The sequence below is a fragment of the Pustulibacterium marinum genome, assembly GCF_900116665.1.
Classification (GTDB): Bacteria; Bacteroidota; Bacteroidia; order Flavobacteriales; family Flavobacteriaceae; genus Pustulibacterium; species Pustulibacterium marinum.
This window is the reverse complement of sequence record NZ_FPBK01000003.1, coordinates 1-18,438: the sequence shown is the minus strand read 5'-3', so window position 1 is coordinate 18,438 and position 18,438 is coordinate 1. Positions and strand designations below refer to the sequence as shown.

At 38.1% G+C, this 18,438-nt stretch carries 14 protein-coding genes; 8 read left to right on the top strand and 6 right to left on the bottom strand.

Features of this window, described 5'->3' with window-relative positions; genetic code table 11:
* Window positions 1-105: 105 nt before the first annotated feature.
* The 5 genes from BM383_RS06105 to BM383_RS06085 all read right to left on the bottom strand — a co-directional run bounded on the left by BM383_RS06105 (window position 106) and on the right by BM383_RS06085 (window position 6,767).
* Window positions 106-1,278, bottom strand: a complete 1,173-nt coding sequence (locus tag BM383_RS06105; protein ID WP_093024103.1) for a hypothetical protein — start codon at window positions 1,276-1,278, stop codon at window positions 106-108.
* A 219-nt stretch (window positions 1,279-1,497) separates the two neighbouring features.
* Window positions 1,498-3,015, bottom strand: a complete 1,518-nt coding sequence (locus BM383_RS06100) for a glycosyltransferase family 39 protein (protein ID WP_093024101.1) — start codon at window positions 3,013-3,015, stop codon at window positions 1,498-1,500.
* 326 nt (window positions 3,016-3,341) lie between these two features.
* The gene (locus BM383_RS06095; protein WP_093024099.1) at window positions 3,342-4,778 is read right to left on the bottom strand and encodes an amidohydrolase family protein; all 1,437 of its coding nucleotides are present in this window, start codon (window positions 4,776-4,778) and stop codon (window positions 3,342-3,344) included.
* 221 nt (window positions 4,779-4,999) lie between these two features.
* Window positions 5,000-6,256, bottom strand: coding sequence for a T9SS type A sorting domain-containing protein (locus BM383_RS06090; protein WP_177229072.1), 1,257 nt, complete (start codon window positions 6,254-6,256; stop codon window positions 5,000-5,002).
* A gap of 79 nt (window positions 6,257-6,335) precedes the next feature.
* The gene (locus tag BM383_RS06085) at window positions 6,336-6,767 is read right to left on the bottom strand and encodes a lipocalin family protein (protein WP_093024095.1); all 432 of its coding nucleotides are present in this window, start codon (window positions 6,765-6,767) and stop codon (window positions 6,336-6,338) included.
* A gap of 349 nt (window positions 6,768-7,116) precedes the next feature.
* On the opposite strand from BM383_RS06085, the gene BM383_RS06080 reads away from it, so the two are divergent.
* On the top strand, window positions 7,117-7,392 hold the full coding sequence (locus BM383_RS06080) for a helix-turn-helix domain-containing protein (protein ID WP_093024093.1): 276 nt from the start codon (window positions 7,117-7,119) through the stop codon (window positions 7,390-7,392).
* Between the two features lie 77 nt (window positions 7,393-7,469).
* Here the strand turns inward: BM383_RS06080 and BM383_RS06075 are convergent, their stop codons facing one another.
* Entirely contained in the window at window positions 7,470-8,111 is a 642-nt protein-coding gene (locus tag BM383_RS06075; RefSeq protein ID WP_093024091.1) for a DUF6266 family protein, read from the bottom strand.
* Window positions 8,112-8,951: 840 nt separating this feature from the next.
* Between BM383_RS06075 and avs4 the strand changes: the two genes are divergently transcribed.
* The 7 genes from avs4 to BM383_RS06035 all read left to right on the top strand — a co-directional run.
* A complete protein-coding gene (gene avs4 / locus BM383_RS06070) occupies window positions 8,952-13,664 on the top strand; it encodes an AVAST type 4 anti-phage nuclease Avs4 (protein WP_093024089.1) in 4,713 nt (1,570 codons plus the stop codon).
* Between the two features lie 295 nt (window positions 13,665-13,959).
* Window positions 13,960-14,181, top strand: coding sequence for a hypothetical protein (locus tag BM383_RS06065; protein ID WP_093024087.1), 222 nt, complete (start codon window positions 13,960-13,962; stop codon window positions 14,179-14,181).
* Window positions 14,136-14,534 carry a hypothetical protein gene (locus BM383_RS06060; RefSeq protein WP_093024085.1) on the top strand — a complete coding sequence of 133 codons (399 nt, stop codon included), beginning with the start codon at window positions 14,136-14,138 and terminating at the stop codon, window positions 14,532-14,534. Before BM383_RS06065 ends, BM383_RS06060 begins: the two co-directional genes overlap by 46 nt.
* Before the next feature lie 219 nt (window positions 14,535-14,753).
* Window positions 14,754-15,182, top strand: coding sequence for a hypothetical protein (locus BM383_RS06055; RefSeq protein ID WP_093024083.1), 429 nt, complete (start codon window positions 14,754-14,756; stop codon window positions 15,180-15,182).
* A gap of 88 nt (window positions 15,183-15,270) precedes the next feature.
* The gene (locus BM383_RS06050) at window positions 15,271-15,663 is read left to right on the top strand and encodes a hypothetical protein (RefSeq protein WP_093024081.1); all 393 of its coding nucleotides are present in this window, start codon (window positions 15,271-15,273) and stop codon (window positions 15,661-15,663) included.
* A 526-nt stretch (window positions 15,664-16,189) separates the two neighbouring features.
* Window positions 16,190-16,624 carry an HYC_CC_PP family protein gene (locus tag BM383_RS06040; protein WP_093024077.1) on the top strand — a complete coding sequence of 145 codons (435 nt, stop codon included), beginning with the start codon at window positions 16,190-16,192 and terminating at the stop codon, window positions 16,622-16,624.
* Between the two features lie 87 nt (window positions 16,625-16,711).
* A partial coding sequence (locus BM383_RS06035) for a multicopper oxidase domain-containing protein (protein ID WP_093024075.1) occupies window positions 16,712-18,438 on the top strand: 1,727 nt, incomplete at its 3' end.

The window sequence follows — 18,438 nt, the reverse complement described above, 5'->3', positions numbered from 1 at the left end:
TCAGGATGAAATGCGACCTTTTTATGAGGACTATTCGTACCGATGCCATGCTATTTTATAACAGTCTGATCTTGACTAAAAACTGCTAGCCTGTTTTATGTACGTTTATTTAAGATGATCTGTTGGTGGATACGGAGGTGGTACCGGAACCAATTCATAGATGTTGGCAAGAGCAATGGTTTTGGACACGTAGTCTTTGTATTGGCCCAGCCACCAGTCGTCAAGAGCTTTATCTTCTGTGATGATCACCACATCGGTGAGGATCAGTTCTTCTTCGGAGGATAAACCAACTTGTGCTTGGATCACAAAATGATAATCACCTCTTGTAAATTCTTCATGAGCTCTTTTGTCTAAAAAAGTCATGGCAATGATGGTGAGCTCCAGTTGTTTTTTAGCTTTTCCTTTGGTAAAAGATTCTGAAATAAACGTCCTGTCCGAGCTGTCTTTTAAATCAATGGTACTCCCGTTCAAGTACGTGTCTAACTTGGTTTTGAGTGTGCTGGTAGGTATGTTTAGTTTCTTTGTTAATGCGTCATAATCTGCGTAGATGATATCTGAAACCAGTGTTTTTACTTTTCCAAGTATGTCGTTAAATTCATCTTGAGTATATCCAATTTCCTTTTGCGCTGCAGTAAACTCTTCTTTTTCAATCTTCGGCGGTGCTTCGGTTCCATACATTTCTATGTAAATAGCCATTTTAAAGAACTCATCACAGTTGTACATCATATACGCCTGCAAATCTCCAAAGTACTCTCTGCTACCAAACTGGCCGTATTCTTTTTCTATCAGCCTTTTTTCTTCCATCTCAAAATCATAGATGCTGTTGTTCACCAATTCATTTAAGGCTACATAGCCCTTGGAAGCGTTGGCAGCCATTAGATCACATACCTTTTGGGAAACGTGTTGAATGGATAGCTTGTCTGTAGCATACCCGCGTTTGGCAACTTTTTGGTATACCTTCATAAAAACAGGACAGCTGGTAATGGCCTCTGCTGTAATGAAATTACGAACCATCTCATATACCTCCAGATCCGATTTTTCTACATATACCTGCTTGGTTTGCTTTTCCATCGCGGCAAGATCGGTCTCGTGTCTGTTGTAAAAAGCTACCGCTTTTTGCTGTAGTATATTGCTCAAAGTTGCTATGGATTGTGTAGTGTCCACATCTTTAAAATCATTGCATAGTTCTGCCGCCAGGGTAGGCACATTGGTTTCTTGTGCAATGGATAAGAATGGTAAGCAAAGCAATAGCCAAAGTCCTATACTCTTTTTCATCATTACGGAAGTATGTTAGCTGTTCGTTTGAAAGCTACAATATACGTTTAAAGTGTAAAAGTGTCAAAACTACTGCGAACGTTTCTGTAGTGGCTTAGGGTAACAACTGCTAAGTTCAGTAATTCGGTAGACTATGGTGTGGCTGATTTTTACCATGCATTCCGATGAGCAGAAAATTTGATGCTGTATTTTATGAATACGATATGATCTTGAACTTTTCTTTTATTCATACGATTGTAACTCTTCCTGAATACGCGCATTTACATCAATCTTAGCATTTTCAAATACAAAAATAACGGTGCCGTATTCACGTGCATATACGTTGGTAATAGAATCGTATACCTTTCCTGATTCAAAAAACGGACGTGTTTTTTCAAATTCTTCGTGGCGTTCATCCCGATTCTTTACTCTAATCAGGTTGGTATACGGATTGCTGAGTTCAAACCAATGGATATAATCTGCGTTGAAGGATACTGCTTTTAGCGGTTCTTTTGTATAGTAATTAATGGCACCTGCTTGTCCATAATTGTCACATAATATCAGGGTTTGCTCCGGTACTTCTATAGTTCGGTATGCGGCATCTACCTTTTCAGCCAGTTCGCGCCATCCCAGCATATCTGCATAGTCTTGTGGAATGTCATGGTCTTTGCCGTCTTCCCAATGCAAGAGCCCCAATGCCCGGTATTTTTCCTGATGTGTTATGATGTATTCCGGGGTTTGGTTGGGGTAGGCTACTTCATAGGTGAGTGCAAATACCAATACGGGCAGCGCCAACAACAGTGGCTTTATCACCAGGGCTACTTTGTGTTGTACAATGTTGGAACTATAAACTGCTCCTATGGCAATGTAAATAGGGTACAGCCCTATAGCATAGTAATCTTTCGCTTTGAAATAGGTAAAGAGCGCCAACACTCCAAAGAATGTCCAAAAAAGGAAACGGTAGGGGCGTAGTGCAGTCGCAAAGAACAACCCATACAATGCCGCAAGGATAACGAACAACGCTCCCGTAAAAAAGAACAGTTGATTTTTCAGGAAATCTGCCCTGGCTACGTTGACCAACTGTGTACGTGCCAATTCTTCCATGTGGCGTAGCACAGGAAAATGGTTGGTCACTTGCCACCATAGGTTTGGCGAAATGAGCAGTAGCCCTATCGCCACTGCGATGTATAGTTCTTTTTTCCTAAAGATTTTGCGTTGCGGGGTGAACAGCAAAGCAGGTATGATAGCCAATAGTAAAAACGCGATGTTGTATTTGTTCAAAATACCTATGGCTACTACCACCGCAGTGTAGTATAGTACCTTCGGGCGTTCCGTTTTTAGGTATCGCATCAACAGGTAGAGCGTTGCAGTCCAGCACAGCACGTCTAGTGAGTTGGGTTGGTACAAGGTATTTAGGCGTAGCAGTGATGAGAAGAGTACACAGGTAGCTCCTAGCACTTTTGCATAGCGGGAACCGCCCAGGAGCGCACAGGTTTTCCAAACAACCACTAAGGTCAATGCTCCAAACAGGGCGGGAAACAGTTTTACCCAAAACACTCCATTGCCCAGCAACTTAATTACCCACGAGATCCAGGAAGTCACCGGAGGCACCGAAGCATAGCCCCAAGCCAAATGATTTGCCTGATCTAAATGCAAATATTCATCTCGTTGCAAGTCATAGCCGGCATCTAATAACAGGTATTGCAGGCAAAACTTTAGCAGTACAAAGGCAATGAGTATACTAGTGTCTTTGGTGTTCATGGTATTCGGTTGGTCAACGAAGATACAGTATTTTTAGAGAGCTAGGGTGCTGTTTGTTGCATACGGCCATTGCCGTTGCTTATGAAGCACTCATGCTGTTTGGTATCTAAATGCTGTACTTAGCCGTAGCACTTTACATAGCGGTCTCTTTTGTTTTGCGCAGTAGGAGTAGGGCTGCTATCAGCAGGCCTATACCCAAGCCCAGCAAAATGCCTACCCATACTTCCGAATATAAGATTCCCAGACTAAGGCCGGCTATGGTACAGCCTGCGATACACAAAGCCATGGCTGCCAGATATAAGAATTGTTTGTTCATGTGGATGGTTTTATTTTTCTATGATCAGGTTTTCTGCGTAGCGAAGCGCCGATACCCAAAGGTTGTTTCTATCGTATGCTTTGGTCTCAAATGTTTCCAAGGTTTCCCGGTTGATACGTCGTCCTTTGCTAAAAACCATGGCGGGGTTTTGCAAGGTGGTTATATCGGTTAACGGGTTGGATTCCAGCAACAGCATGTTGGCTGTTTTGCCTTCTTCAATACTGCCCATATGATTCATGATGCTGTGGGTTTGTGAAGCATTGATGGTAGCTGTTTTCAATACCTCGTAATTAGAGAGTCCGGCGGCTTTATAAAAAGCCAATTCCCGGTGTAGCGAAAACCCGGGTAGGGTAATTCCAATACCGGCATCGGTACCACAAATGATGGGCACTCCTGCATCGTGCAATTCTTTCACTATTTTGAGATGAAAATCATGCTGTGCTTTGATGCGTACTACTACGCCCGTGTCTTTTTGTTTGGTTTGGTACCATCGGTCAAAGGATGCCTGGCTGTCTACTTTTTTGATGAGTGGATTCATATAGCCCAGCTTTGGCATTTGGAGTATGGTATCGTTCTGTAAAATTTGATAAATATTGTTGTATACCGTCAGCGTAGGGCAAAAGGCAGTATGGGTCGACTGTGCAAAGGTGTCCACCACCCTGGCCAGTGCCACGGTATCCAGCGTATATGCCAACGGTTGTTGTACAATGTCTTCCGCATGTTCTATAGAGCGTATCTGCGGATTAAAATGATAACTGTAGGGTACTTTTTGAGACGGGTGGGCTATGATGTCCATAGTTTCCTTGGCCGCCTGTGTTATCACGGCATCGTACGTATCTTTGGGTAATCCATAATAAGCCTTGATAAAGTCGTACCCCTTCGCTTTAAAATCAATTACTTTTTCGGTAGCCTCCTCCGGTGAAAAGATCTGTAAGTTATCATCTCCAATAAATTCCGGTCCCGTGATTTTAGGACCACTGGTAAAGAACTCCGGACCTATAAGTTCGTTCGTGCGCAGGGCTTCTTTCATACGCAGATGCATGGGCATACCCCACACGTTGCGCACGGCGGTGACTCCGTTGGCAAGGTATAGCCCCAGTTCGTACGTATCCCAAACATGTACATGCATGTCTATCAAACCCGGGCACAGGTATTTACCGTTGGCGTTGATGGTGGGTACATTGGGTGCTGATATGGTATCTGCAATGTGTGCAATGATGCCGTTCTTGATATACACACTCGTATTTTGGTACACGGTATCTTTGTGCATGGGAATCACATTCACGTGGGTGATCACATAGCTGTTGTGCGCTGCCTGGTCTATGGCATCGGTTTTCAAATACCCGGTGCGGTAGCTGTCTATCCCTATGATTACCAGTACTGTAATAATCAACAAGAGCAGCAGGCTTGCGATCAACTTCCCTAGTATTTTTACAATTTTTAGCATAGCAGGTTGTATCAGATGGTTGTTTTTTTGTTCCTTAAAGATACCTATAAAAATAACCTATACGAAACCGATAGTTCATTTTTATGGTACAAAGGTGCAGCGCTGTGCGCTGTGAACCCAAAAAAGTATACCCAACTGTACGATACCCTGTGTGAATTGTTAAAACTGACCTTATTTTGATGCATCGTGTGTATGCTAGCAACGCAGGTTTGTAGCCAATGTTAATGACTTGTTTTTACAAACTGAATGCTGCTGGTATGGTCTTCATCCTGAATGTAGAGCGTATAAACACCTGTGTTTAGCACTGCAATGGGCAGCCTATATCCTGTGGTGGCATCTCCCATAACGTTTAGATGTATGGTTCTTCCTTGCAAGTCTACCACGGTTATCGTAGCCTGTGCACTTAGGTTTTCTATATAAAGCACTTCCGTTGCCGGATTGGGATATATACGTACCGATGTTTTGGAAACAGCCACTACGTTCATGGTAGCTACTTCATACTGCAAATAGTCCGGTACGCCATTTTCATCGGTGTCATCATCGGTAGGATCTCCGTTTCCGTTATAATCTTCATAGATGGTTAGTATGGTATCGTTGTCATCATCATTATCCAGGTAATTTTCAATGAGGTCGCCATCCGTATCTATCACCGTATGGTGCAGGTCTTGTACCAACCCGGTGGTAAGGGTTACTTCCACAAGCGTAGGTACCCAATCGCCATCATCATCAGCATCCATATAATTAGGAATGTTATCCAGATCGGTATCATCATCTTCCAGATTGCCGTTGCCATTGAGGTCTTCGGCACTATCTAGCACACCATCTGCATCGGTATCGGTACAATCCAGGGCTATGAGGTCTAGCGTAGTAATGCTGTAACAGCCACTTATAGGATTTTTTACATTCACATACACCGTTTGTGTATAGGGTGTCATGTTCAAAAAGGCCGTAGCAGGAACTAAAGTATTTATCTCGGCCATGGCATCTGCTTCTGAATAGTAGAAGAGTACCTGAGCATCCGGAGGCATCACAACGATCTCCGGGATCTTAGCTTCCAGATTAAACATAGCGAATCCATCCAAATCATCATCACACGCCTCCAAAGGCGTAGGTGTGTTGATGATAGGCACCTCATACACCGTAATATCAAAACTACTGGTCGCATACGCCCCATTGGCATAGGAGGTAACCCGTGCATAGATGGTCTGTGGATTCACCATATTGGTATACATCATAGGGTTGACAATACTGTTTACCCCGGCATCTGCTTCGGTTTGCGTGGTATAGTAGGTAACAGCGTAGTCTTCCTGAGCTTGCGTACCTAAGATGGTTAACGAGTTTTCACTCAAATCAAAAACAGCCATTCCATCATTTGGAGCGGTGTCACAAGCCATCAAGTCATAGCCCTGATTGGCTATTTGTGCATGCATCAGTGGGGCACAAGCCAACCCGCAAAGCGATAGTAGTAGTTTTTTCATATACATATGGGTGTTTCGTAGTTGTTAAGGTGTATGGGTGTTGGTTTGCTTTTAGCTACTTCTCTAATAGATATGTAGCTTATCGGTCAAAATTAGAGATCACCTCTTCCGGTGTTCCGTCTTCATCCACATCTTCCATAATGGTAATGGACAAGGCATTGGCGGTAAGCGTGGTTACGTCTACATAGTCACCATTCATGTACAAATCACCATCGGTAATGGCATAGGTACCTATTTGTTCGTAATCCAGTTCACAATCCCAAACATCTATTTGCCATAGCGTACCATCTGCTTTGAATTCTAAATAGTCTTTTCCACAGTCTTCATGATCGTTATACGGAATACTGATGCCGTTGATCTGGGTATCTACAAAATACCATTTGCCTTCCATCAATTCAGCCGTAACCGTGCCCGCAGTAGGTTCGTTGGTTGTAGCATCATCATCGGAATTACACGAAATGGTCATAGCAATCAGGCCTGCTGTGAGCAAGCTTACAAAGGTTTTTTTCATCTGTTGAGTTTTTTAATAGTGGTAAGATACATAAATCATGTATAAAAATTACAAGCCTACCTCTTAAAATTATAAAATTTCGTACATACCATTTCAGATTAGTTAGGCTATCGTGTAGTCGGCTTTGATGCTTGCTTTTTTGATAGGTATTATACCCTATAGGTATGTGATTTCATCACTGTAACCCGCTATAAATCAATAATTAATATTAAAATTTAACTACCGTTTAACGGATATATCGTACATGATAACGAAAAATAGTGCTTTTTTGTAAGAAATACAACGTTGTAAATTACACCGAATGCATCTTTTTTATATCTTAAGAATCTAATTGTTAAATATTTAAGCCATGAAAAAGAAAAAATTGGCTCATATCAATGAGCAACCGGAAGCTTCGGTATATGCCGAATTGGTAGCTGTTTTATACAAGCTACTTAGCGAAAAAGCCTACTGTACAGAGGCACAAGCTATGCATAAGTATGGCGTATCTCGCAACACCTTGTATAACTGGCGAAAGCAACACAAAATACCCTTTGAGCGTATTGGCGGTACTATCTATTACCCCGATCTTGCGCTGGTAGATTTGGAATGCATTCATACCATTATTCGTAATTATTTGAAGTAAGTACTACTTTTTCCTTTCAAACCATAAAAACCTATACCATTGCGGTATAGGTTTTTTTCATAGGGTATATACATGGGTTACAATACGGTAGCCGTACCCAAATAGGTACTGGTGGCAGCCGTGGATACCGCAGCGTTGACAAACGTACCCCAAACTTCTACCTCAATCCCTTGAAAGTAGGTGGGCAGCGTAAGCGTAGCCCCGGCATCTTCGCGGTTATCGGTAGGGGTAAAAATCTCGTACCAGTTTTGAGCCGGCGCGTAGCACACCACCAGCAGGTCATCGGTACCCGCTGCCATAGGCTGGTTGCTGTTGTCTATCCAGGTAAGCTGCAGCTCCTGGTTGGCCGCCGCCGTAAGGGTAGGCCCCTGCATGCCCGGGATGTCTCCTTTGGAGATCAATACCTTGGTATAGTTCATCACGCCCTCGTTGTCTACCACGTTTACCGCCTCGGTAATGTGATAGGAAGTCGCCAGGTTGTAGCGGCTTTTATCTTGATACGGTTCTCCAAAATACAGACTGATCACCGCTCGCAACGGCATTAAAAACTGTGCCACACACTTAAACTTAGCGCGCTGCTCTATTTGCGACTCCGTTGCCGGTTTATCAGTTGGCGTAGGTGCACTACGCATTACATCTTTTCCGCGCCATCTTGCGCCAACCACTGGGCCTACTTTGCCCGAGAATCCTCCCAGGATTCCTTTGTAATATGTTGCCATATTTTTGAGTGTTTAAAAAATTAATAATTGACTGATCGTTAGCTAACTGTGGTAAACCTACCACCGAAAATTAACACCTGCAAGGGCGTTGTGACAACTTGTGCCATGTTGTGCACCATTGTGCAAATTTGTGCATATGTATACCATACCATACGTTTTGAGTACTATTGATACCAGGTTGTGGCGAATGTTACCAAAAGTGACCAAATGTTACATTTTCGTAAAACAACCCGGGGTGTTGGTTGCAGTGTTGTTGCAGTAAACGGCTAGTTTCCTTTACGAAAACGCCATTTTACCAAGGAAGACTGCAACAAAACTGGGAGGAAACCCCTTGGGAGGTGAGCGTACGGCTATTGCAACGACTATAAAGTATCTTCAAGTGCTGCATTTTTTATATTTTAGTTGTTTTATTGGTTTTTATTGTATTAGTAACAAAGAAGCCTCGCTCTAAGAGCGATGTACTTGCTTCCATAAGCACCTAGCATGTGTGCTGCCTATCGGTAACTAACCCGACAGTCTTTTGGATCTTAGCTAAGCGATGAAACCATACTCATACTTTTTATACAAAACTCCTCTTTTTGGAGGTGTATGCCTATGGTCTTTAGAAGGCTTTTTGTAAGATTTTTTTGGAATAAAAATTTAAAATCGCATAAAAAGTTGTATCTTGTTCATGATATAAACGAGTTGTGTCTCATGCAAAGACAGACCATGCAACCAAAGCCAACGCACATTTGGCACATTTGCAAGCCCAAACCCACATGCTGATGCTTCAGCTTGCAAAAGAGCCAAATTTTTGCCGACGCACTTTGAGCAGCTGCAGAAGAATAGAGTTAAAGAAATATGATAAAACTTAATTGGAATATTTTTAGAGCAAAATTTGATGGAGAAGAGACTTCGATGTTCGAGTTGCTAGCTTATCATCTATTTTGCGATGAATATAATGTTCCCACTGGAATTTTTAGGTTTAAAAATCAAACAGGAATAGAAACAGAACCTATTGAAAAGGACAACCAATTGATTGGTTTTCAGGCGAAGTATTATGATTCAAAAGTTTCAGATAACAAGGAAGATATTATTGATTCTATAAAAAAAGCCAAATCCAAAAACAAAGACTTAGATAAGATTCTATTTTACCTAAATAAAGAATTTTCAGAAAGTTCAAGTAAAGATAAGAAAGACCCCAAGTATAAGGTTGAAATAGAGAAAGAAGCTGAAAATATAAATATTGAGATAATATGGAAGGTTCAAAGCAATTTCGAAATTCAACTTGCAAAGCCTCATATCTCATATTTAGGTGAATACTTTTTTAGTAATGAAAAATCGAAAGTTGACTCGTTAAATGAAATTGACTTACACACAAAAAGTATTCTAACTCCAATTCATTGTGATATTCAGTATAAAGAGAATCAAATTAAAATAGATAGAAATGACATAATCTTAGAAATTGAATCTCAAACTAATACATTCAAATCTATCATCATTAGTGGTAATGGTGGTACTGGCAAAACAGCTTTAGTTAAAGAATTGTATGACAGAAATAAATCAAAGCCATTTTATGTTTTTAAAGCCAACGAATTCTTAATAAAGCATATCAATGATTTGTTTTTCCCCTACTCTATATCCTTTAGTGATTTTTTAAAGTGTCATGAAAACGAGAAATCCAAGGTAATCATTATCGATTCTGCTGAAAGATTATCAGAAATTGAAAATAATGAGCCTTTTAAAGAGTTTGTTGCATCATTAATCGAAAATAATTGGTGCATTATTTTTACAACAAGAAATATATATCTTGATGATTTACGCTTTCAATTAATTCATGTATACAGATTATCTCCAAATAATATAAGTTTAGAAAATATAACCGAAGATGAGTTAAATAAATTCGCTCAAAGCTATGGTTTTATTATTCCACCTGAAATACGTTTACAACATCTCATTAGAAATCCTTTCTATTTAAACCAGTATTTGACATTCTATTCAGAGGATAGTCAGAAGGCTAGTTATTCCGATTTTAAAACCAACTTATGGAAAACTAAAATTCAAAACTCAACCTATACAAAGAACAATATTCATATTGAAAGGGAGGAATGCTTTTTATCCTTGGCAAAAGATAGAAGTAAAAGTGGAAACTTTTATTCTAAAGCTGAAGGGTATTCAAAAGAGCCGTTATCGTTGCTGCAAAATGAAGAAATTATTGAATATAGCTCATCTAATAATGGATATTTCATTACTCATGATATTTATGAAGAATGGGCTCTTGATTTATTAATTGAAAGAACTTTTCAGGAGCACAAAAGGGATTTAGATTCATTTTTTGCCGAACTAGGTACTTCTCTTTCGATTAGAAGAGCATTTAGATTATGGATTTCTAATAAGATTTTTCTTAATCCTGATGAAATAGAAGAAATTATTGAGGAAGTAATTTACTCTGAAACAATTGATACTTCATGGCAAGATGAAATTCTAATATCTATTTTACTTTCTGATATATCTAATAATTTCTTTTGTGAAAGAAAAGATTTGTTATTTAAAGAAGAGTTCAAACTCTTAAGAAGAATCATTTTCTTGTTAAGAACTGCATGTAAGGAAGTTAATGAGCCTTTAATGAAGATGTTAAAAGTTAATGATGAAGATATTAGTCCTGAGTATATTTTCACAATACCTAAGGGCTCTGGTTGGGGTGCAATCATAAATGTTATATCTAATGAATTCGAATCCTTTAGTATAGAAGATGCTTCATTTTTAATACCTCTTTTAAAAGAATGGAACGATGAATTCAAAACTGGAACTATTACTAGAGAATCTAGTAAAATTGCCCTTAAATTCTATGAGTGTATCATATCGCAAAAAGAAACCTATAGGTACTCTGATATATTAAAAGGATTAGTCAAAATAATAATACAAGGTGCGAGGGAATTAGTTGCTGAGCTTCAAGAAATATTTAAAAACGTCATCGATAATAAATGGACTAATCACAATTCTCCTTACAATAAGTTGTGTAAATATGTGCTAACAAAAACGCATGAAAACATACCGATTATTCAAGCCTTACCATCTGAGATTATTAAAATTGCTGACCTGTTTTGGTTTAAACAAGAATCTGAGGATAATGATATGTTTGGTTATGGAGGAATTGATATGGAACAATACTATTCGCTAAATAAGAATGGTTTTGATTATTTCCCATCAAGTGCTTTACAAACCCCAATATATTGGCTACTTCGATTTTCACCTAAGGAAACATTTGATTTTATTGTAGATTTTACAAACCGAACTGTAGAATATTATTCCAAATCAAAGTATGGGGAAGATGTTGAATGTGTTGATATACATATAGATGATGGTATTACTCAGAAGCAATATATAAGTAATGCATTATGGTCTATGCATAGAGGAACGGGGTCGCCAGTTACACCACATGTTTTACAGTGTATGCACATGGCACTTGAAAAATATTTATTGGAAACGGCAAAAATTGATAAGACTAACATTCTTTCTCAATGGTTAAAATATTTGCTTGCTAAATCAAAATCGGCATCTATTACATCCGTAGTTGCAAGTGTCGTAAAAGCTCACCCTGAAAAATACTTTGAGATTGCAGAGATTTTATTTAAGTCTATTGAGTTATTTCTTTATGATATTACTTTATACACGTCCGAACATACAGCGGCCACAATATACCGCATTGGGGCTGGAATGAATCAAAGGAATAAAGTTCACGAAGATGAAAGAATAAAAACTCTAAAAGACAAGCATAGAAAAGTCACTATTGAGCATATTGCCTTGAATTATCAGTTTTTCAAGTCGGAAGAAACAAAAGATGAAGAAGTTGAAAGAAGACAGAATTCTATATGGTCAATAATTGATGAGCACAAAAAGAAAAAATTAACTAAAACTCAAAAACTTCTCATTGCTAGAATTGATAGGCGTAAAATGAAGCCTAAGATTGAGCAAAAAGATAATGGCATATTGGTTGACTTAAATCCAGAGATTGAACCAGAATTGAAAAGATATAGTGAGGAAGGTGAAAAAGAGTACTCAAGTTTTATGAAATATACTGCTTTAAGTTTATGGAGTAGAAATAAGTTTGACCAAAAGCAAGATACATCTCAATATGCTCAATATGAAAATAATCCAAATCTTGTTATAAAGGAAATTAATGAGCTTATAAATCCAGACATAGCAAAGTCAAATCATTTCGACTTTTCAACTCCTGCTTTTGCTAGTTTTGCACTTCTTAAAGAATACTCCGAGAGTTTAAGCGAAGAAGAACTTGAATTATGTAGAGATATAATTCATGATTTTGCTATTGCACCACTAAGAGATGGTTATGGCTACCAAATATCTGATGGTGTTGAAGTGGCAATAAATGCTATTCCTCTTTTGTATAGGCTGTTTCCTGACAATAAGAAAGATTACAATAATCTTTTACTGCTAATCTTATTTGATGAACACTCTATTGGAGAATATAAACGTGTTTGCGATTATTCAATAGAATCTATTGTCAATTCATTATGGGAAATATCTAGTGAAGATGCATTAATAATTATTTACGCTTTCTTGAAAATTAAACCATTATATTCCAATTTCAAGAACGTGGCTGACGGGGAAAGTAAACACCCGTTCAGTCCAAGAAAACCACAAGCTGTATTAGTTCGGGAATTTATAGAAAGTAATGAAGATGAAATAGAAGATGTTTTCCAAGTTGATGTTAGTGACATAAATTTTGATGATTTAAATTTAAACGACTTTGAGTTAAAGGATTTAGAAACTGTAATTCAATTAGTTCCGATTAAATCTCAAAATAAATTATTGAATAGTTTTATTCTAAAAATATTACCAATTCTTTTCGAGAATCTATTGAAGTATAAAAGAGAAACCAATCTAATTAAATTAAGGTTCCGCTTTTTTAGAAAAATTTGTCCATTCATCTTAAATAAAGACTCTCAAGAAATAAGTTCATTTATTTCTCCTATTGTTAATCATCTTTCATCAAGTGAAGAAACCAAATATTTACTCGAAGAATTTATTTCGACACAGGATAGAATTAATAGATATGAACAATTCTGGCTTGTTTGGGAAGCATTTTACTCTCATATAGTTAGAATTGCAAAAGAAGGAGGTTATCATACAAAAGAGTTAGTGCATAGTTATTTACTTGCATGGCCCTGGTGGAGAAAAGATGCAAAAGAATGGCATTCTCTTAAATCCAGAGATAAGAGATTCTATAAAAGAATTGTAGCTGATTTAGGCGAAAATGTTTTTGTTCTTGATTCAGTTTCACAAGTTTTAAATCAAATTGGAAGTAACTTCATAAATGATGGAATTTTTTGGATAAGTGATATGCTTAATAGCAACAAGAATTTATGGACTGATAAACTAGGTGTAAATACTGTATATTATTTAGAAATACTGATACGTAAATATTTATTTATTAATCGAACAGAAGTTAGGAGAAACAAAAACCTTAAGGAACGAGTTTTAGTTATTCTTAATTTCTTAATAGAAAAAAGTTCTGTAAATGCTTACTTGCTAAGAGAAGAAATCTTATAAATAAATTGAGTCGTAGAAATAAAAGCCAACCCTTCGCAACCATACACATCGCCAAGTCGCTTAAAAAAGCCGACGCACAAACCAAAACTTGGCAAAGAGTATGGCTGCCCCGACACACAGGCAGACTATGGAGGATAAAGCATGAAAACACAACACGGTATATAAAACATTCGGCGGAAAGTGCTAATTTTAAGGGCAGTACATTTAATAAACATCGCAACGGTTTGATAGGAAATCGCTTTGAAATCCCGCACTACGCATATTCGAGCCGTTATAACCAATTTGACCAAACGAAATGAATCCAACTGAATTTAAAACAATATGGATGAGTAATGACTCTGAAAGATGGGTTGAATTTCCGATTGACCAAGTAGAAAAATCAAATCTAAACGAAAAAACAAAAGAATTTTTAAAAATCGGATTTCCCGAAGATGCAGCACCCTTTTTAGGATTTGGATTAAGAAGTTATGATTGGGAATTCAATACATCCAAAGCTATTATGAATATGATGATTTAGATGAAAAAGCTAAAGATTATTGGATTTTCGGCTCTGACAATAGTGGAAATCCAATTTGCATTGATTCATCTGACAATGACAAATTAGTTCTACTTGACCACGAACAAGGATTTGAGTTTATGGAAAATATGAACAAAATTATTTCGGAATTGGCTTCTTCCCTTCTTCTTTTCAGAGATTTCATTGAAAAAATAAACAACGAGTTTGGAGAAGATGGATTTTTCGAATCAATGTTTACCGAAAAACATCTGACTGAATTAGAAAATAAATTTAAAACGTTGAATCCGAATTATTATCTTGAATCAAGTTTTTGGGATACCGAAATCGAAAATTTAAGAGCAGAAATTGAATAAAAACTGGTTACAACAAAGATCTGAGTTAAAAAACATTTAGTTTAGAGGGCTTCGATACACTTTGCTCCATTGCATTCCACAAAGCACTCAGCCACCAATTGTTTTTATTGTTTGGGGTTTGGTGTGTAAAAGTTGTATTTTGGTGGGGGTATCAATGGGTTAAATACAATTTAGACGCAACTAATTGAAAAAATCGAATCTGATAAAAAAGAAACTCAAATGAAAAGAATATTATTTACTTTAGTTATCGGACTTTCAATTTTAGCCTGTACAGATGATGATAACAATAATGGAAGCTCAGCAAATTGTGATTTTGAGACATTAATTAGCGCCGAACAATATCAAAATGGGACTTTTGATCAATTAGAAATAAACAGTTTAGAAATAAATGGCGACTGTTTGAAAATTAATTTTAGTTCGGGTGGTTGTGACGGAAATACTTGGGAATTAAAACTGATAGATTCGGAAGATATTCTGGAATCAGATCCGCCTCAAAGAAATTTGAGATTATCATTAAAGAATGAGGAATTATGTGAAGCGTATATCACAAAAGAATTGACATTTGATATTTCAAACTTGCAAATAGACGGAAACGAAGTGCTACTGAACATAACAAATTCTGAACAAAACATTTTATACGAATATTAAAAAATGATTGTATAAGTTAAGCTCACGGTTGTAGCGTAACGTACTAGGAATAGTAGCGACTAACATACTAAAACCACCTAACAACCCCATGAATACCAAGATCATTATGACCAGTAGTGCCTTGTTTTTGGCTGCCATAGGAATCTCACTATCTTTTTTACCCAATGAACTAGCGTCTTATCTAGAAACGGAAGTGACTAGCGTTACTGTACTATGTTTGCAATTGCTAAGCACCTTGTATATGGGATTTGGGCTAGTGAATTGGATGGCCAAAGGAAGTATTATCGGCGGTATTTATAACCGCCCTATTGTCATGGGAAATTTGATGCACTTTGGAGTAGGGGCAGTAGTCCTTTTTAAAATGACGATACGAAGTGAAGCGCCTTCCACGTTCATCATAGTGCTTACCGCAGTATACGGCATTTTTGCGATGCTTTTTTTGTATCTTTTTAGAAACAATCCTGCTAAGGTGGCTGCATAGGTATGAAAGAAGTTTTTGACGGTACTTATCATCTCCTCAAGTGGATAGCACTGCATACGGGGTTTACCTATCGTGAGGTGAACATCATTGTGTATTTCATCATCATACCGATGTGCTTTGTCTTTTTGATTGGGAACATTGTAAAAAAGAAATACCTATTTCCGTGTTTTTGCGTATTGCTCGCCGTGGTATTATGGTTGATACCAGATTTTGAACTATTTTCAGACCGCCTGTTTGATAGCGCTGTAGCTTTTCTGAATTGGTTTGAACGTTGGGGGCTCACTTATGTGCAAGCCTCTGTATGGATCTGTGTTGTAGTGCCTATATGTATTATGCTAGGGTTGGTGTATGTGAAGAGGTACAAACGACTGCCAAAGCACTAGCGATATCATCTAGAATACAGGTATTTCTTTGCCATACAAAAACATCTTCTTTACAAATCTTTAGGATTCCTTTACATTCCTTTTAATATGAAATGCACTGAGAACTAAGTATTTTTAGGGATGTTATATTAAAAATATTATTCATGGCCGGAAAAAAGATAAGATTGTATGTTCAGCAGTTAAGCTGTATGCTTGTAGCATGCCTTACACTGATGTCTACACTGTCTTTTACGGTACATAAACATTATTGCGCGGATACGTTGGTGACTACATCCCTGCGTCCGTCAGCGCATACCAATTGCTGTGAGGCCGTTCTAAGCACTCATAAAGATCATCAATTACATCAACAGGCTCATTGTTGTCACGACCAACAAATCTATGTCAAAGGTCAGCATGATGTGCAGCAAGATGCTCCCGAAGCAGTTGCTACAATTGTATGCAGTATTCCCGAAATCAATGAAGGATGGGACGAGTTACAGGTATGCACTACTCTTGAGCAAGAAGTTAGCATTCCTGCTAAAGGACCACCCAAAAGTCAAGAACCGCTTTATATTTTATTAGCATCTTTTTTAATCTAGGAATGATGTAATCATGGGTGTAAACTTCTGCAAGTATATACCTCTTATTAGTTAGCTCATCATTTACTATTTTAAAAAGATTGTTACATGTTAAAAAAGCTATATTATTTTGTTGGTCTGTTGTGTGTATCGCCATCCTTATGGGCGCAAACGGCCAATCTTTCCGAAGAAAATATTCATAACCTTCCAGAGCACGAATACCATTTAACCATAGACCATACAACTGTAAACTTTACAGGGAAGGATATTGATGCCATTACCATTAATGGAGGTATTCCCGGTCCAAATCTAGAATTTATAGAAGGGGAGTTTGCCGTGATTCACGTAACCAATAATTTAGATCATGAAACTTCGGTACACTGGCACGGACTGATATTGCCCAATTTCTATGATGGCGTACCTTATTTAACCACACCGCCCATAGCGCCCGGTGAAACGTTTACCTATAAATTTGAATTGAAACAAGCCGGAACCTACTGGTATCATTCCCATACAGGACTGCAAGAGCAACGCGGTGTGTACGGATCTATACAGATAAACCCCAAAGAGAAACCGGTAGCCTACGATAAGGATCTGGTATTGGTACTATCGGATTGGATGGATGAAAACCCTGCCTCTCAACTTAAGAATTTAAAAAGAGGTAATGAATGGTATTTGATCAAAAAGAAACAAGTGCAAAGTTGGGATAAGATCATCAAAAAAGGAGCCGTGGGTGCCAAATTAAAAATGATGTGGCAGCGCATGCCCGACTTTGCTATTAGTGATAATTTTTATGATACCTTTTTGATCAACGGTAAAAATCAACAGGAATACCCAAGTTTTCAACCTGGAGAAAAAGTACGCGTTCGATTTGTTAATGCCTCAGCAGCATCGTATTACTGGCTAACTTTTGGAGGCGCTAATGACCCTATGCTCATTGCGTCTGATGGGCAGAACGTGGTACCCGTAGCCCACAATAAAACGCTTATTGGGGTGGCAGAAACCTATGACTTTGTAGTGACCATTCCAGCTAATGGAAAACTGCAAGTACGTGCCATGGCACAAGATGGCTCTGGTTTTGCTACTGCAACACTGGGAGAAGGACCATTGCAAGAAGCTCCTGTAGTACCCAAACCCGATTTGATTGCCAAGATGAAAAAGATGATGCAAATGGATATGAAAATGGGAGCGCCAGCTTCAAAATTCAGACCACATCATCAGGATTCCATTAAAGTGATGAAGAAGTACCAAATGAAAATGGGTAACATGACTATGGACAATATGCAAAAGAACATGGATGGGCAAATGGCTATGAAAAAAGACAAGAAATTCTCTGATGAAAAACCCATGCAGATGGCCAGTGATTCTATGAAGAACAATAGTATGAACAGCCAGCACAGTATGGAAATGGGCTACAAGATACCAGCTGAAAAAGTAGTGGGTAGCCATATGAAAACTGCTGGTAATCCACAGTTTAACTATAACTTTTTAAAAGCTCCAAAGAAAACTGAATTTGACAGTACTAAGCCTGTGAAAGAACTCTTGTTCAATCTTACCGGAAATATGAATCGGTATGTGTGGAGTATCAATGGCGTACCCTTATCGGAAACCGATAAAATAAAAATAGAAAAAGGGGAGGTAGTTCGCATAACTTTAAACAACCTTACCATGATGCATCACCCTATGCACTTGCATGGTCACTTTTTTAGAGTACTGAATAAGAATGGAGCATATTCTCCTTTAAAGCATACCGTAGACGTGGCTCCCATGCAAAAAGTGGTTATTGAGTTTGATGCTAATGAAGTGGGTGATTGGTTTTTCCACTGCCATATTCT

Bases quoted from the DNA above. Each gene is read 5' to 3' on its own strand.
- BM383_RS06105 (WP_093024103.1), bottom strand. From the start codon at position 1,278: ATGATGAAAAAGAGTATAGGACTTTGGCTATTGCTTTGCTTACCATTC.
- BM383_RS06100 (WP_093024101.1), bottom strand. From the start codon at position 3,015: ATGAACACCAAAGACACTAGTATACTCATTGCCTTTGTACTGCTAAAG.
- BM383_RS06095 (WP_093024099.1), bottom strand. From the start codon at position 4,778: ATGCTAAAAATTGTAAAAATACTAGGGAAGTTGATCGCAAGCCTGCTG.
- BM383_RS06090 (WP_177229072.1), bottom strand. From the start codon at position 6,256: ATGAAAAAACTACTACTATCGCTTTGCGGGTTGGCTTGTGCCCCACTG.
- BM383_RS06085 (WP_093024095.1), bottom strand. From the start codon at position 6,767: ATGAAAAAAACCTTTGTAAGCTTGCTCACAGCAGGCCTGATTGCTATG.
- BM383_RS06080 (WP_093024093.1), top strand. From the start codon at position 7,117: ATGAAAAAGAAAAAATTGGCTCATATCAATGAGCAACCGGAAGCTTCG.
- BM383_RS06075 (WP_093024091.1), bottom strand. From the start codon at position 8,111: ATGGCAACATATTACAAAGGAATCCTGGGAGGATTCTCGGGCAAAGTA.
- avs4 (WP_093024089.1), top strand. From the start codon at position 8,952: ATGATAAAACTTAATTGGAATATTTTTAGAGCAAAATTTGATGGAGAA.
- BM383_RS06065 (WP_093024087.1), top strand. From the start codon at position 13,960: ATGAATCCAACTGAATTTAAAACAATATGGATGAGTAATGACTCTGAA.
- BM383_RS06055 (WP_093024083.1), top strand. From the start codon at position 14,754: ATGAAAAGAATATTATTTACTTTAGTTATCGGACTTTCAATTTTAGCC.
- BM383_RS06050 (WP_093024081.1), top strand. From the start codon at position 15,271: ATGAATACCAAGATCATTATGACCAGTAGTGCCTTGTTTTTGGCTGCC.
- BM383_RS06040 (WP_093024077.1), top strand. From the start codon at position 16,190: ATGGCCGGAAAAAAGATAAGATTGTATGTTCAGCAGTTAAGCTGTATG.